Consider the following 15,727-nt stretch of genomic DNA (forward strand, 5'->3'; position numbering starts at 1 on the left):
GCCGCCTCCCCGGCACGTTCCCTCCGAACGACCGCTTCGGCTCAGCCAGTTCCAGTGAAGACACCGCAGCCGACGGCCTACCGCCGGGTGTCCTGGTGCGCCATGAAGGGTTGACGCAATGACGCCGAACGCCTCCACCTCCTCCGGGCCCAGCCGGAGAAGTTTCCTCGCCTCCACGGCGGTCGCCACCGCGGCGGTGGCGGGGGGAATGCCGTTGCTCGCCGCGTGCGGTGGTGCGGACAGCGGCTCGCGGGAGGGCACCACCTCGGGCAAGGACGCGAAGGACATCCTCCCGGCCTTCGTGGCCGGCAGCGTGGTGACCCCGGACATCGCGTCGAAGAACGGCTCCGCGGTCGGCTTCACCGGCAAGCTCGACCTCGCCGGCCTGAAGACCTCGGTGCCGAAGAAGCTCGGCAAGGGCGGCAAGGTCACCATCATGGCGCCGTTCTGGGGTTCGCCGCCCAAGGGCGACAACGCCTACTACACGGCCATGAACGACCTGATCGGCGTCGACGTCGCCTGGCAGAACCAGGACGGCAACACCTACGACCAGAAGCTCGGCGCGGTCCTCGCCTCCAGCGACGTCCCGGACGTCGTGGTGATCCCCGGCTGGAACATGGGCGGCAAGATACCGAGCGCCATCACGAGCAAGTTCGCCGACCTCGGCCCCTACCTGTCCGGGGACAAGGTCAAGGAGTACCCGAACCTCGCGGCGATCCCGACGGACGCCTGGCAGCGCTCCATCTTCGGCGGCAAACTGCGCGGCCTGCCGATGCCCGCCTCCTACGTCACCAACATCGTGCCGTACTACCGCAAGGACATCTTCGACGAGGAGGGTTACGACCTCCCCACCTCCGCCGACGAGTTCGTGGCGCTGGCCAAGGACGCCACCAACGCGAAGGCGAAGCGGTGGGCCTGCGGCGACATGAAGTGGACCGCGTTCAACACGTTCGGTGTGCCCTCCGGCCAGGAGAAGCCGCTCGGCTGGATCGAGGAGGGGGGCAAGCTGGTCTACCGGGCCGAGCTGGAGCAGTACCTCGAGGCCCTGGAATGGACCCGCAAGCTGTTCGCCGCCGGTGTGGTGCACCCCGACTTCAAGCTCGGCAAGAGCCAGGCCACCGACCCCAGCACCAAGTTCGCCGCCGGCGAGTTCCTGATCTACAACAACGACATCTCCAGCTGGTACGGCCTGACCGCGGCCCAGGCCACCCAGAACCCGGACTTCGAGATCTGGGGCATGGACATCTTCGGCCACGGCGGCGGCGATCCCACGCTGTACGCGACGCAGCCGGCCAACATCTTCGCCTTCGTCAACAAGAAGGCATCCGAGGCCGTCATCCGCGACACCTTGGCGGTCGCCAACGTCACCGCGGCGCCGTACGGCACCAAGGAGTTCATGCTGACCAACTACGGCGTCGAGGGCACCCACTACAGCGTCGAGGACGGCGTCCCGGTCAAGAACGACACCGGCAACAACCACGTCGTCAACGCCTATGTGATGGTGGCGAGCCCCGCCCCGACCATCGCCCACCCCGACTTCGCGAACGTCGCCAAGGGGCAGGTCGAGTGGCAGCAGCGGATGGGAGCCTTCACCAGGAAGACCCCCTTCTACGGGATGCAGATCACCGAGCCCTCCCGTCTGACCAGCCTCTCCAACGACTTCGAGCAGCTCGAGGACGACATCGTCCGCGGCCACAAGAAGATCGGCGACATGCAGCAGGCCGTGTCCGACTGGAAGAGCAAGGGCGGGGACAAGCTGCGCGACTGGTATCAGAAGATCCTCGACGAGAACGGCCCGGCGGCCGGCTGACCCGGGACCGAGGCAAGGAGAACCGCCGTGTCGCACAGCACGGTGCCTCGGAGCAAGGCCGAGGCCGCGAAGCCGGCCGGGGGGCCGGCGGCGTCCGGTGACGCCGCCGGCCCCCCGGACGCACCACCCCGGGAGAAGCGGGGCAGACTGAGCCTGCGGCTCAGATACCGGCGCGACCGCGTCCTGCTGCTGATGACCCTGCCCGCCCTGGCACTGGTCCTGGTCTTCAACTACCTGCCGATCCTCGGCAACGTCGTCGCCTTCCAGGACTACGACCCCTACATCAGCGACAACGGCGTCGTCTCGATGCTGAACAGCCCCATGGTGGGACTGGAGAACTTCCAGCGGATCATGGAGGACTCGGCGTTCTGGAACGCCCTGAAGAACACCCTGGTGCTTTTCTTCCTCCAGCTCGTGCTGTTCTTCCCGATCCCGATCCTGCTCGCGCTGCTCATCAACAGCGTGATCAGGCCCCGGGTGCGGGCGGTCGCGCAGGCCATCCTGTACCTGCCGCACTTCTTCTCCTGGGTCCTGGTCATCGCCGTCTTCCAGCAGCTGTTCGGCGGCGCGGGAATCTTCTCGCAGCTCCTGCGCCAGAACGGCCACGACGGCCTGGAGGTCATGACCAACCCCGACACCTTCATGTTCCTGCTCACCGCGCAGAGCGTGTGGAAGGACGCCGGGTGGGGGGTCATCGTCTTCCTCGCCGCGCTGGCCTCCGTCAGCCCCGACCTGTACGAGGCCGCCGCCATGGACGGCGCCGGACGCCGGCGCCGGATGTGGCACGTCACCCTGCCCGCGCTGCGGCCCGTGATCGCGCTGCTGCTCGTCCTGCGGGTGGGCGACGCGCTCACCGTCGGCTTCGAACAGATCCTGCTGCAACGCGACGCCGTCGGACCAGGGGCGTCGGAGGTCCTCGACACCTTCGTCTGGTGGAACGGCGTGCGCAACCAGGACTTCGGCTACGCGGCTGCCGCCGGCCTCATCAAGGGCGTGGTCAGCCTCGGTCTGGTCCTCGCCGCGAACAAGGTGGCCCATCTCATGGGCGAGCAGGGGGTGTACAAGAAGTGACCGCCGTGATCGACGAACCCACGACGCACAAGGTCCGGGGCTGGGCCGCCCCGCCCCGCCCGGTGTGGGAGGAAGCGCCCACCAGGGCCGGGCTCGCGGGCAAGGGCATCATCCTGGCCCTCGCCTGCCTGGCGGTCGTCTTCCCGCTGTGGATCGTGATCGTCACCAGCCTGTCCACCCGCAGGACCATCGACGAGGCCGGCGGCCTGGTGATGGTGCCCAAGGACATCACCTTCATCGCCTACCAGGAACTGCTCAGCGGCGGACAGGTCACCCGGGCCGCACTGGTCAGTATCGGCGTCACCCTGGTCGGCACCCTGTTCTCGATGACCGTGTCCGTGCTCTGCGCCTACGGCCTGTCGCGCACCGACTCGCTCGGGCACCGCTGGATCCTGATGACGCTGCTGGCGACCATGTTCTTCAGCGCCGGCCTCATCCCGACGTACCTGCTGGTGCAGACCCTCGGCCTGACCGACACCTACCTCGCACTGATCCTGCCCAGCGCGATCAGCGTCTTCAACATCCTGGTCCTGCGCGGCTTCTTCATGAACATCTCGCAGGAACTCATCGACAGCGCCCGCATCGACGGCGCGGGCGACTTCCGCATCCTGTGGCAGATCGTCATGCCGCTGTCCCGCGCGGTGATCGCGGTCATCACGCTCTTCTACGCCGTGGGCTACTGGAGCGCCTGGTTCAACGCCTCCCTGTACCTCAACGACCAGAACATGCTGCCCCTGCAGAACGTCATGATCCAGCTCGTCCAGAAACAGGAGGCCCCCGTCGGCCTCGGCCAGGCCATCAGGACCGGGCAGCTGTCGGGACTGGCCGTCCAGATGGCCGTCATGGTCATGGCTCTGCTCCCGGTCGCCGTGCTGTCCCCCTTCGTCCAGAAGCACTTCAAGAAGGGCATGCTCACCGGCGCCGTGAAGGGCTGACGGAGGGGGAGCCCCGGCCAACCACCGCGGCTCCCCACCGGCCGTCCCGCTCCCCACGGGCCGTCCCGCCCTCCGACCCCCGCAGAACGAGGTAGGTCATGCACGCGTCCCGCACACCCCGTACGTCCCTCACCCACCGGGAGCGGACCTGATGCCCGGACTGAGCGACGCCACCCGCGGGCGCATCCTCTACGGCGGCGACTACAACCCCGAGCAGTGGCCCGAGGAGACCTGGCACGAGGACGTCCGCCTGATGAAGCAGGCCGGCGTCAACACCGTCACACTGGGCGTGTTCTCGTGGGCGAAGCTCGAACCCCGGCCGGGGGAGCGGGACTTCGCCTGGCTGGACCGGATCATGGACCTGATGCACGAGGCCGGCATCGGCGTCGTCCTTGCCACCCCGACCGCCTCGCCGCCGCCCTGGATGGGGCACCTCCACCCGGACACCCTGCCCAGCGACGAGGAGGGCCGCACCGAGTGGTGGGGAGGCAGACAGCACTTCTCCCACTCCAGCGCCACCTACCGCCGCTACGCCGCCGCCCTCACCGAGGACCTGGCCGCCCACTACGCCGGCCACCCGGCCCTCACCATGTGGCACATCAACAACGAGTACTGCACCTACGACTGGGGCGACGAGGCCGCCGCCCGCTTCCGGGACTGGCTCCGCGAGCGCCACGGCACCCTCGACGCCCTCAACACCGTCTGGGGCACCGCCTTCTGGAGCCAGGGCTACGGCGACTGGGCCGAGGTCATGCCGCCCCGCCACCCGCACTACCTGAAGAACCCCACCCAGGTGCTGGACTTCAAGCGGTTCACGTCCGACATGCTCCTGGAGTGCTACGCCGCCGAACGCGACATCGTCCGCCGGCACACCCCGCACCTCCCGGTCACCACCAACTTCATGCCGCTGTGGGCGGGGCAGGACGCCTGGCGCTGGGCCGAGGAGGAGGACGCCGTCTCCGTCGACCTCTACCCCGACCCGCGCGATCCCTTCGGCGCCCAGGAGGGCGCCCTGGTCCAGGACATGACGCGCTCCCAGGCCCGGGGCCCCTGGATGCTCATGGAACAGGCGGCCGGAGCGGTCAACTGGCGCGGGGTGAACCACCCCAAACCCCGCGGCCTCAACCGCCTGTGGTCCCTGCAGGCAGTGGCGCGCGGCGCGGACGCCGTCTGCTACTTCCAGTGGCGCCAGTCCCGGCAGGGCGCGGAGAAGTTCCACTCCGGAATGGTGAGCCACGCGGGCGAGCAGGGCCGTACGTACCAGGAGGTCACGCGGCTCGGCGCCGACCTGGCGCGGATCGCCCCGCACGTCACCGGCACGCACAGCACCGCCCGCATCGCCGTACTGCACGACTGGCACTCCTGGTGGGCCGGCGACCAGGACGCCCGGCCGTCCCGCGAGGTCGACCACCCCGGCATGCTGCGCGCCTGGCACCGCGCCCTGTGGCAGGCCCACCTCACCACCGACTTCGCCCACCCCGAACACGACCTGTCCGCCTACCCGTTGATCGTCGCCCCCCAGCTCTACCTGCTCACGGACACGGCCGTCGACAACCTCCTCGCCCACGTACGCGGCGGCGGCACCCTCGTCTGCGGCTTCCTGACCGGCGTCGCCGACGAGGACGACCGGGTGCGGCCCGGCGGCATGGACGCCCGGCTGCGGGACCTCTTCGGCATCCGTACCCTGCACGAGTGGTGGCCGCTGGCCGCGGGGGAGACCGTCGCCTGCGAGGGCTTCCGCGGCACCCTGTGGTCCGAGGAACTGGAGGCCGACGGCACCGCCGACGCCACGACCGCCTACAAGGGCGGCGAACTCGACGGACTGCCCGCCGTCCTGCGCAAGGGCCGCGCCTGGTACGTCTCGACGCTCCCCGAACCCGAGGCGCTGCGCGATCTGCTCACCCGGATCGCCGCCGGCGCGGGCGTGCGGCCGGTGCTCGACGGGCTCCCCGACCAGGTCGAGGCGGTACGCCGGGGCGACCTGCTGTTCCTGCTCAACCACGGCCGCGAACCGGTCGCCGTCGACCTGCCGGGCACCCACCACGACCTGCTCACCGGCACGGACGTCACCGACCGGGTCACCCTCGGCCGCCACGGCGCGGCGGTGCTGCGCCCATGAACGCACCCCGGAACGCGTTCATGAACGCGCCCATGAAGGACACCGCACCCGTCCACGGGACCTGGGAACCACGGCCCGCCGCCCGCTGGGAGGACGCCTTCCTGAGCGGGAACGGCCACCACGGCGCCCTTGTGTTCGGTGACCCGGACGACGAACGGGTCATCGTCACCCACCACACCCTGGTCCGTCCGGTCGGCGCCGACGAGGACCGGCTGCCGCCCCGGCTGGCCGGCGAACTGCCCGCGCTCCAGGACCGGTTGCTCGCCGGGGACACGAGCGCCGCCGAGACCTTCACCGACGGTCGTCCGCTCCAGTGGGTACGGCCCTTCCACCCGGCCTTCCAGGTACGCCTGCGCCGACCCGACGGCGCCCAGGACGGCCCCGCGGACCGCACTACGGGCCGGGCCGAGGACGACACCGAGGCCCCGCCGTTCCGCCGCCGCGCCGTCGACTTCCGTACCGGAGTGGCGGAGGCCACCCGCGCCGGCCGGACCGGCCGCGTCTTCGTCTCCCGCGCCGACGACGTGATCGTCCAGTACGTCACCGGGCCGGACCTCACCCTCGACATCCGCCTGGACCACCGCCTCGACGGTGCCCCCACCGGGCTCGGCGTCGGACACGGTGCCGTCCTCACCGCCGAGGGCGCCCTGCTGAGCCTGCGCGCCCGCTACCCGGGCAGCGACCTGGCGTACACCGGCGTCACCCTGGTCGCCGCCACCGGCGGCGCGACGACGCTCGCCCCGCCGGGCGTGCGGGTCGAGGGCGCGCGGTCCGTGCTCCTGCTCACCCGGGTACGGCGGCACACCGGGGAGACGGACGTGATCGCCGAGGGACGCGCCCTGCGGGACCTGGTCGACCACGGCGAGCGCGAGAACGAAGCGGGGGCGGGGCCGGGGTCCCCCGCCCAGGGGTACGACGCCCTCCTCGCCCGCCACCTGTCCCTCCACCGCACCGCCTACGAGCGCGTCACCCTCGACCTGGCCGCCGACCCGGCCGAACGCGCCCTGCCGGGATCGGAGTTGCTGGCCCGACCGCGCAGCGCGGCCGGGCTCGAACGCCTCTTCGCGGCCGGCCGCTACCACCTGCTGTCCTCCGGCGGCCTGTTCCCGCCCCGCCTCACCGGCCTGTGGACCGGCGACTGGGACACCGCCTGGTCCGGCGCCTTCACCAACGACGCCAACCTCAACCTCCAGACCGCCTCCGCCGCCGCGGCCGCCCTTCCCGAGGTCACCGAGGCACTGGCATCACTCGTCCAACGCCAGCTGCCCGACTGGCGGGACAACGCCCGTGAGGTCTTCGGCGCCCGGGGCGTGGTCGCGCCCGCGCACTCCGACGGCGAGTCCGGGCACGCGTACCACTTCAACCGCGAGTACCCGCTGCACCTGTGGACAGCGGGCGCCGACTGGCTCCTCGGACCGCTCGTCGACCACGACGACACCCGCGGCGAGCACGATTCCCGCACCACCGCCGTCCTCGCCGAAGTCGCCCTGTTCTACGAGGACTTCCTCACCCGCACCGACGGCGAGGGCCATCTGGTCGTCGTCCCCTCCTACTCGCCCGAGAACCGTCCCGCGAACGCCGGTTGGGGCACGGTCAACGCGGCCATGGACCTCTCCGCCGCCCGGCACGCGCTGCGCACCGCCGCCGACCGCCACCCCGAGCACGCCGACCGCTGGCGGGCCCTCGCCGACCGGCTCCCGCCGCACCGGATCAACGCGGACGGGGCACTGGCCGAATGGGCCCGGCCCGACCTCACCGACGCCTACGACCACCGCCACCTCAGCCACCTCTACGCCGTCTGGCCGCTGCACGAGATCACTCCCTACGACACCCCGGACCTGGCCGCCGCCGCCCACCGCGCCCTCGAACTGCGCGGCCCCGAGAACGACTCGGCCCACGGCCACCTGCACCACGCCCTGATCGCCGCTCGCCTCCGCGACGCCGAACGGGTCGCGAGTGCCCTCGGCAGGGTCCTCGACGGCGACTTCTTCCACGCCTCCCTGATGAGCGCGCACTACCCCCACCGCGACGTCTACAACGCCGATGCCGCCCACACTCTCCCGGCCGTGCTGATCGAGGCGCTCGTGCAGTCCGCCCCCGACCGGCTGGTCCTGCTGCCCGCCCCGCCCGCCCAGTACCCGCGCGGGGCGCTGCACGGCGTACGGACCCGCTTCGGCGCCGTCCTCGACCTCACCTGGACGCAGGACGGCGCCACCGCCGTCCTGCGTCCCACCCGCACCGTCCGCATCGAACTGAGGACTTCCGACGGCGTCGAGCCGCTCGACCTCGTCGCCCACGAAGACCGCGTCCTCACCCTGAAGGCGCGGTGACATCGGCGCTCTCCCCCCACCCATGGAAGGAACCCCATGGCACCAAACATCCTGAGCAGGATCGGCACGGTTCTGGCGGCCCCCGCCCTCGCCCTCGGCATCACCGTGGGCGTGGCCTCCGCCCCCGCCCACGCCGCGATCTGGAGCTCCTGCGACCAGTGGGGCAACACCACGCTGAACGGCTACATCCTCTACAACAACATCTGGGGCTCCGGCGCCGGCAGCCAGTGCGTCTGGGCCAACTCCGGCACCAACTGGGGCGCGTGGGCCAACCACCCGGGCACCGGGGGCATCAAGTCGTATCCGAACGCCAAGAAGGTGGTCAACAAGCCCATCGACTCGCTCCGTTCGCTGACCAGCAGCTACAACGTCACCGTCCCGTCCGCGGGCGCGTACAACACGTCGTACGACATCTGGGACACGGACTACGACTACGAGATCATGCTCTGGGTCAACCAGTACGGCCCCGTCGGCCCGCTCGGCGGCCCGCAGGGCACGGTCAGCCTCGGCGGGCACACCTGGAACGTCTACAAGGGCGACAACGGCGCCAACGAGGTCTTCTCGTTCCTGCGCACGTCCCACTCCACTTCCGGGACCGTCAACATCCTGCCGATCCTCGACTGGATCAAGGACACCAAGGGCTGGATGGGCAACGAGACCATCGGCGACGTGCAGTTCGGCTACGAGATCACCTCGTCGCCCGGCGGCCTGGACTTCCGCACCAACAACCTGACGGTCAGCAACAGTTGACCCCGGTCTCCGGGGGTGGGCGGCCGGCCGCCCACCCCCGGAGGAGCGACGGCGGGGCGGGGCGGGTTACGCCCGGGTGGGGGCCGGGCCCGAACTCGCCCGGACCGTCAGCGCGGGCGCGATCAGTACGACCTCGTCCCCGCCCCGCCCGTCGAGCTTGGCGACCAGGTGCTCCACGGCGTACCGGCCCATCTCCTGCGCGGGAATGGCGACCGACGTCAGCCGCACCGAGGCCTGGACGGCGACCTGTTCGGGGCAGACGGCGACCACCGAGACGTCCTCCGGCACGGCCCGCCCCTGCTGCCGCAGCAGGGCGAGCAGGGGTTCGACCGCCGACTCGTTCTGTACGACGAACCCGGTGGTGCCCGGACGCTCGTCGAGGATCCGGGCGAGCGTCAAGGCCATCGCGTCGTAGCCGCCCTCGCACGGCCGGTGCAGCAGCCGCACCCCCAATTCCCGTGCCTCGGAGCGCAGTCCCTCCAGGGTGCGCTCGGCGAAGCCGGTGTGCCGTTCGTACACCGCGGGGGCCTCGCCGATGACGGCGATGTCGCGGTGCCCCAGCTTCGCCAGATGCTCCACACAGAGCGCCCCGGTGGCCCGGAAGTCGAGGTCGACGCAGGTCAGGCCGGAGGTGTCGGCGGGCAGTCCGATCAGCACCGCCGGCTGGTCGGCCCGTACGCCCGGCAGCGCTCCACCGGGGGCGTCCCCGCCGCGCAGCAACGGCAGCCGTTCGTCCTCGAGTTCGACGTCCATCAGGATCATCCCGTCGGCGAGTCCGCTGCCCGCGACGCGGCGCACCGCGTCGGGGCCCTCCTCGCCGGTGAGCAGCAGGACGTCGTACCCGTGGGCGCGGGCCGTGGTGGCCACGGCGATGGCGATCTCCATCATCACGGGCACGTACATGTCCGTGCGCAGCGGGACCATCAGCGCGATGATGTTGGACCTGCTGCTGGCCAGGGCGCGGGCCCCGGCGTTCGGGTGGTACCCGAGCTTGCGGATGCTCTCCTCGACCCGCTGCCGGGTGTTCGCGGAGATGGACCTCTTGCCGCTGAGGACGTAACTCACCGTGCTCGCCGAGACTCCGGCGTGCTGGGCGACCTCGGCGAGGGTGACCATCCAGCTCTCCAATTGTTGTGAAGCGCTTCGACAGTGCGCCAGGACGATGGGACGGGTGAGGGTGGCTCGAACGATGACTCGACCCTAATACCAGCACGGGTGCGTGTCCATACATCTATCGAAGCGCTTCGACAATTGAGGTGTGCCGACCTGTCCGTCACTTGTGGCCGAGGGGTGGGCCGGACCCCCGGGCCACCCAGGTTGCCACGAACGCGCCGCCGTCACCCCAAGGGGGTCCGGCCCGGCCGGGATACCACGACGGGTCGGCCGAACGGGTGCACGAAGGGTGGCGGGGTCGCTACGAATCGGGTAGATACGTACGGGTGGCACCAATCGGTAACGTAAACCCCAAGATCGCATGAAACGATCCTCGGGGCCGGTGCCGAGCCGAACCCCCTACATTCCGCATACCTTCCGATACGCGGCGAGGTGAGCCTCATGTCCGCAACACCCGAGTCTCCGTCCCGACCCACCGTCACCGAACGTGAGGCCCGTCAGGTCGCGGAGGCGGCCCGGGAGCAGAACTGGCGCAAGCCCAGCTTCGCCAAGGAACTGTTCCTCGGCCGCTTCCGGCTCGACCTCATCCACCCCCACCCCCTCCCGGCCGACGAGGACGCCGAGCGCGGCGAGGAGTTCCTGGCCAAGCTCCGCGACTTCTGCGAGACACGGATCGACGGAGCCCTGATCGACCGTGAGGCGCGCATCCCCGACGAGGTGGTCACCGGCCTCAAGGAAATCGGCGCCTTCGGCATGAAGATCGACACCAAGTACGGCGGCCTGGGCCTGACGCAGGTCTACTACAACAAGGCCCTCGCCCTGGTCGGCTCCGCCAGCCCCGCGATCGGTGCCCTGCTCTCCGCCCACCAGTCGATCGGCGTCCCGCAGCCGCTGAAGATGTTCGGCACCCAGGAGCAGAAGGACACCTTCCTGCCGCGCTGCGCCCGCACCGACATCTCGGCCTTCCTGCTCACCGAGCCCGACGTCGGCTCCGACCCGGCACGGCTCGCCACCACCGCCGTCCCGGACGATGGGGGCACCTCCGGCTCGAGCGGAGCCGGGAGTGGGGGATCCTACGTCCTCGACGGTGTGAAGCTGTGGACGACCAACGGCGTGGTCGCCGACCTCCTCGTCGTCATGGCCCGCGTGCCGAAGTCCGAGGGCCACCGGGGCGGCATCACCGCGTTCGTCGTGGAAGCGGACTCCGAGGGCATCACCGTCGAGAACCGCAACGCCTTCATGGGCCTGCGCGGCCTGGAGAACGGCGTCACCCGCTTCCACCGCGTCCGGGTCCCCGCCGCCCACCGCATCGGCGAGGAGGGGCAGGGCCTGAAGATCGCGCTCACCACGCTGAACACCGGACGGCTGTCCCTGCCCGCGATGTGCGTCGGCGCCGGAAAATGGTGCCTGAAGATCGCCCGCGAATGGTCGGCGGCCCGCGAGCAGTGGGGCAAACCGGTGGCACTGCACGAAGCGGTCGGCTCGAAGATCGCGTTCATCGCGGCGACCACCTTCGCCCTGGAGGCCGTAGTCGACCTGTCCTCGCAGATGGCCGACGAGAACCGCAACGACATCCGCATCGAGGCCGCGCTCGCCAAGCTGTACGGCTCGGAGATGGCCTGGCTGATGGCCGACGAACTGGTCCAGATCCGCGGCGGACGCGGCTTCGAGACCGCCGACTCCCTCCGGGAGCGCGGGGAGCGGGCGGTCCCCGCCGAGCAGATCCTGCGCGACCTGCGCATCAACCGCATCTTCGAGGGTTCCACCGAGATCATGCACCTGCTGATCGCGCGGGAGGCCGTCGACGCCCACCTGTCGGTCGCCGGTGACCTCATCGACCCCGAGAAGAGCCTGGGCGACAAGGCGAGGGCGGGGGCGAACGCCGGCCTCTTCTACGCGAAGTGGCTGCCCAAGCTCGTCGCGGGGCCTGGGCAACTCCCTGGCACCTACGGTGAATTCAAGCACGGCATCGACCTGTCGCCGCATCTGCGGTACGTCGAGCGCGCGGCCCGCAGGCTGGCACGCTCCACCTTCTACGCCATGTCCCGCTGGCAGGGCCGGATGGAGACCAAGCAGGGCTTCCTGGGCCGGATCGTCGACATCGGCGCCGAACTGTTCGCGATGAGCGCCGCCTGCGTCCGCGCCGAGCTCCTGCGCACCCGCGGCGAGAACGGCCGCGAGGCCTACCAGCTCGCCGACGCCTTCTGCCGTCAGTCCCGCGTCCGCGTCGAGGAGCTCTTCGACCGGCTGTGGACCAACACCGACGACATCGACCGCAGGGTCGTCAAGGGCGTGCTCTCCGGCACGTACACCTGGCTGGAGCAGGGCGTCATCGACCCCTCGGGCGACGGCCCCTGGATCGCGGACGCCGCGCCCGGCCCGAGCACCCGGAAGAACCAGCACCGGCCGATCCGCTGAGGCGGCCGGCCACGGTGGCCCGGGGCCGGCCGGCGCAGGCGATGCCGGGAGGGAGCCGGGAGGAAGAAGGGATGGAGCAGGGACGGGGCAGGGACGGAGCAGGGACGGAGCGGGGACGGAGCAGGCAGACCCGGTGACGGAACGCCGGCGCAGACCATGACGCACGAGCTGCCGGGGCGGGGCCCCGGCAGTACCCGCGACCGGACACAATGGGGTCCATGACCGACGCTCCAGCTCCGCTCGCCGACCCGCACCTGGTGTACGACCCCGTGGCGGGGGACGGCCCCAAGGACGTGGTGATCCTCGGCTCCACCGGGTCGATCGGCACCCAGGCCATCGATCTCGTACTGCGCAACCCCGACCGCTTCCGCGTCACCGGCCTGTCCGCCAACGGCGGCCGCGTCGCGCTCCTCGCCGACCAGGCCCACCGGCTGCGGGTGCGCACGGTCGCCGTCGCCCGCGAGGACGTCGTCGGCGCGCTGCGCGACGCGCTGGCCGCGCGGTACGGCGCGGGGGAGCCGCTGCCCGAGATCCTGGCCGGAGCGGACGCGGCCACGCAGCTCGCCGCCTCCGACTGTCACACCGTCCTCAACGGCATCACCGGCTCCATCGGACTGGCCCCGACCCTCGCCGCCCTGGAGGCGGGCCGCACCCTCGCGCTCGCCAACAAGGAGTCGCTGATCGTCGGCGGCCCGCTGGTCAAGGCGCTGGCCGCGCCGGGACAGATCATCCCCGTCGACTCCGAGCACGCCGCGCTGTTCCAGGCGCTGGCCGCCGGAACCCGCGCGGATGTCCGAAAGCTCGTCGTCACCGCGTCCGGCGGCCCCTTCCGCGGCCGTACCAGGGACGAACTGGCGAACGTCACCGTCGAGGACGCCCTGGCGCACCCCACCTGGGCCATGGGCCCGGTGATCACGATCAACTCCGCGACCCTCGTCAACAAGGGCCTCGAAGTCATCGAGGCACACCTCCTGTACGACATTCCCTTCGATCGCATTGAGGTCGTCGTACACCCGCAGTCGTATGTCCACTCGATGGTTGAGTTCACGGACGGATCGACACTGGCCCAGGCGACGCCCCCCGACATGCGCGGGCCCATCGCCATCGGCCTCGGCTGGCCCGAAAGGGTCCCCGACGCCGCCCCGGTCTTCGACTGGAGCAAGGCGTCCACCTGGGAGTTCCACCCCCTCGACAACGAGGCCTTCCCCTCGGTGAACCTGGCCCGGCACGTGGGCGGGCTCGCGGGAACCGCCCCGGCGGTGTTCAATGCGGCGAACGAGGAGTGTGTGGAGGCGTTCCGCTCCGGCGCGCTGCCGTTCAACGGGATCATCGATACGGTCACCCGGGTGGTCGAGGAGCACGGCACCCCCCGGCCGGGAACCTCTTTGACGGTCCCGGACGTCCTCGAAGCGGAGACCTGGGCGCGAGCGAGGACCCGGGAACTGACAGCCCGTACGGCGAGCGCGGAGGCGCGTGCATGACGACCCTGATGTTCATCCTCGGCATAGTCGTCTTCGCGGTCGGCCTGCTGTTCTCCATCGCCTGGCACGAGCTGGGACACCTTTCCACCGCCAAGATGTTCGGCATCCGGGTGCCCCAGTACATGGTCGGCTTCGGCCCGACCCTCTGGTCCCGGCACAAGGGCGAGACCGAGTACGGCGTCAAGGCGATCCCGTTCGGCGGCTACATCCGCATGATCGGCATGTTCCCGCCCGGCGCCGACGGACGCATCGAGGCCCGCTCCACCTCACCGTGGCGCGGCATGATCGAGGACGCCCGCTCCGCCGCCTTCGAGGAACTGCAGCCCGGCGACGAGAAGCGCCTGTTCTACACACGGAAACCCTGGAAACGGGTGATCGTGATGTTCGCGGGCCCGTTCATGAACCTGATCCTCGCGGTCGTGCTGTTCCTCACCGTGCTGATGGGCTTCGGCATCCAGCAGCAGACCACCACCGTCAGCTCGGTCTCCCCCTGCGTCATCTCGCAGAGCGAGAACCGCGACGAGTGCAAACAGTCCGACCCCCGGTCCCCGGCCGCCGCGGCCGGCATGGAGGCGGGCGACAGGATCGTCGCGTTCAACAGCGTCAGGACCGACGACTGGGCCACGCTGTCCGACCTCATCCGCGACAGCGCCGGCAAGGCCGTGCCGGTCGTCGTCGACCGCGACGGCCGGGAAGTCACCCTCCAGGCGAAGATCGCCACCAACCTGGTCGCCAAGAAGGACTCCCACGGGCTCTATGTCGAGGGCGAGTACGTCAAGGCGGGCTTCCTCGGCTTCAGCGCGGCCACCGGCGTCGTGAAGCAGGACTTCGGCGACTCCGTGGTCTGGATGACCGACCGGGTCGGCGACGCGGTCGATTCCCTCACCGCCCTGCCGTCCAAGGTGCCCGCCCTGTGGGACGCCGCCTTCGGCGACGGCCCGCGCGAGCAGGACTCCCCGATGGGCGTCGTCGGAGCGGCCCGGGTCGGCGGCGAGATCGCCACGCTCGACATCCCGGCCTCGCAGCAGATGGCCATGTTCGTGATGCTGCTCGCGGGCTTCAACCTCTCCCTGTTCCTGTTCAACATGCTCCCGCTGCTGCCCCTCGACGGCGGGCACATCGCGGGCGCCCTGTGGGAGTCGCTGCGCCGCAACCTCGCCAGGGTGCTGCGCCGCCCCGACCCGGGCCCGTTCGACGTGGCGAAACTGATGCCGGTGGCCTATGTGGTGGCCGGTGTCTTCGTCTGCTTCACCCTCCTCGTCCTCGTCGCGGACGTGGTGAACCCGATACGGATCTCGTAGGACCGTCCGGTGCGCATCCGCCGGACACCCGCCGTTCACGATGGCCTGGAACCCTTTCGTTCCGGGCCATCGCCCTTTGGATGGGTTTACGGCCGGGATGTGCCGGGGCCGATGGCGGTGCCGTAATCTCGGAGCGCGGAGCCCGCTGCTCACCGGGAGCCGGACCTTGATCCACGACTTGGGGTTGCACAGCAGATGACTGCGATTTCTCTCGGCATGCCGTCCGTTCCGACCACGCTGGCTCCGCGCCGCAGGAGCCGGAAGATCCAGGTCGGGTCGGTGGCGGTGGGCGGGGATGCGCCGGTGTCGGTGCAGTCGATGACGACGACGCGGACCTCGGACATCGGGGCGACGTTGCAGCAGATCGCGGAGCTGACGGCGTCGGGCTGTCAGATCGTG

General features: G+C 70.5%; 11 protein-coding genes. 10 read left to right on the forward strand and 1 reads right to left on the reverse strand.

The features are described 5' to 3' along the window. Positions 1-118: 118 nt before the first annotated feature. The 6 genes from ACFPZI_RS10825 (at position 119) to ACFPZI_RS10850 (ending at position 9,015) form a co-directional block, all read left to right on the forward strand. Positions 119-1,810 (forward strand): extracellular solute-binding protein, encoded by a 1,692-nt coding sequence (locus ACFPZI_RS10825; RefSeq protein ID WP_381361431.1) that lies wholly within the window; start codon positions 119-121, stop codon positions 1,808-1,810. A 27-nt stretch (positions 1,811-1,837) separates the two neighbouring features. Next, the gene (locus ACFPZI_RS10830; protein WP_381361434.1) at positions 1,838-2,881 is read left to right on the forward strand and encodes an ABC transporter permease; all 1,044 of its coding nucleotides are present in this window, start codon (positions 1,838-1,840) and stop codon (positions 2,879-2,881) included. Next, on the forward strand, positions 2,878-3,816 hold the full coding sequence (locus tag ACFPZI_RS10835; RefSeq protein ID WP_381361437.1) for a carbohydrate ABC transporter permease: 939 nt from the start codon (positions 2,878-2,880) through the stop codon (positions 3,814-3,816). Before ACFPZI_RS10830 ends, ACFPZI_RS10835 begins: the two co-directional genes overlap by 4 nt. Positions 3,817-3,967: 151 nt before the next feature. Further along, complete coding sequence (locus ACFPZI_RS10840; RefSeq protein ID WP_381361439.1) at positions 3,968-5,935, forward strand: beta-galactosidase; 1,968 nt, start codon at positions 3,968-3,970, stop codon at positions 5,933-5,935. Then, positions 5,932-8,265, forward strand: a complete 2,334-nt coding sequence (locus tag ACFPZI_RS10845; RefSeq protein ID WP_381361440.1) for a glycosyl hydrolase family 95 catalytic domain-containing protein — start codon at positions 5,932-5,934, stop codon at positions 8,263-8,265. Before ACFPZI_RS10840 ends, ACFPZI_RS10845 begins: the two co-directional genes overlap by 4 nt. 36 nt (positions 8,266-8,301) lie before the next feature. After that, a complete protein-coding gene (locus ACFPZI_RS10850; RefSeq protein WP_381361443.1) occupies positions 8,302-9,015 on the forward strand; it encodes a glycoside hydrolase family 12 protein in 714 nt (237 codons plus the stop codon). 66 nt (positions 9,016-9,081) lie between these two features. On the opposite strand, the gene ACFPZI_RS10855 is transcribed toward ACFPZI_RS10850, so the two are convergent. Then, positions 9,082-10,131, reverse strand: coding sequence for a LacI family DNA-binding transcriptional regulator (locus ACFPZI_RS10855; RefSeq protein WP_381361445.1), 1,050 nt, complete (start codon positions 10,129-10,131; stop codon positions 9,082-9,084). 438 nt (positions 10,132-10,569) lie between these two features. Between ACFPZI_RS10855 and ACFPZI_RS10860 the strand changes: the two genes are divergently transcribed. The 4 genes from ACFPZI_RS10860 to ACFPZI_RS10875 form a co-directional block, all read left to right on the forward strand. After that, positions 10,570-12,546 (forward strand): acyl-CoA dehydrogenase family protein, encoded by a 1,977-nt coding sequence (locus tag ACFPZI_RS10860; RefSeq protein WP_381361448.1) that lies wholly within the window; start codon positions 10,570-10,572, stop codon positions 12,544-12,546. Positions 12,547-12,764: 218 nt separating this feature from the next. Further along, the gene (gene dxr, locus ACFPZI_RS10865; protein WP_381361450.1) at positions 12,765-14,027 is read left to right on the forward strand and encodes a 1-deoxy-D-xylulose-5-phosphate reductoisomerase; all 1,263 of its coding nucleotides are present in this window, start codon (positions 12,765-12,767) and stop codon (positions 14,025-14,027) included. A gap of 8 nt (positions 14,028-14,035) precedes the next feature. After that, positions 14,036-15,328 (forward strand): M50 family metallopeptidase, encoded by a 1,293-nt coding sequence (locus ACFPZI_RS10870; RefSeq protein WP_381361477.1) that lies wholly within the window; start codon positions 14,036-14,038, stop codon positions 15,326-15,328. Positions 15,329-15,523: 195 nt separating this feature from the next. Continuing rightward, positions 15,524-15,727, forward strand: a 204-nt coding sequence (locus ACFPZI_RS10875; RefSeq protein WP_381361453.1) for a flavodoxin-dependent (E)-4-hydroxy-3-methylbut-2-enyl-diphosphate synthase, incomplete at its 3' end; no start/stop codon positions are given.

The sequence above is a fragment of the Streptomyces chlorus genome, assembly GCF_042655885.1.
Classification (GTDB): Bacteria; Actinomycetota; Actinomycetes; order Streptomycetales; family Streptomycetaceae; genus Streptomyces; species Streptomyces chlorus.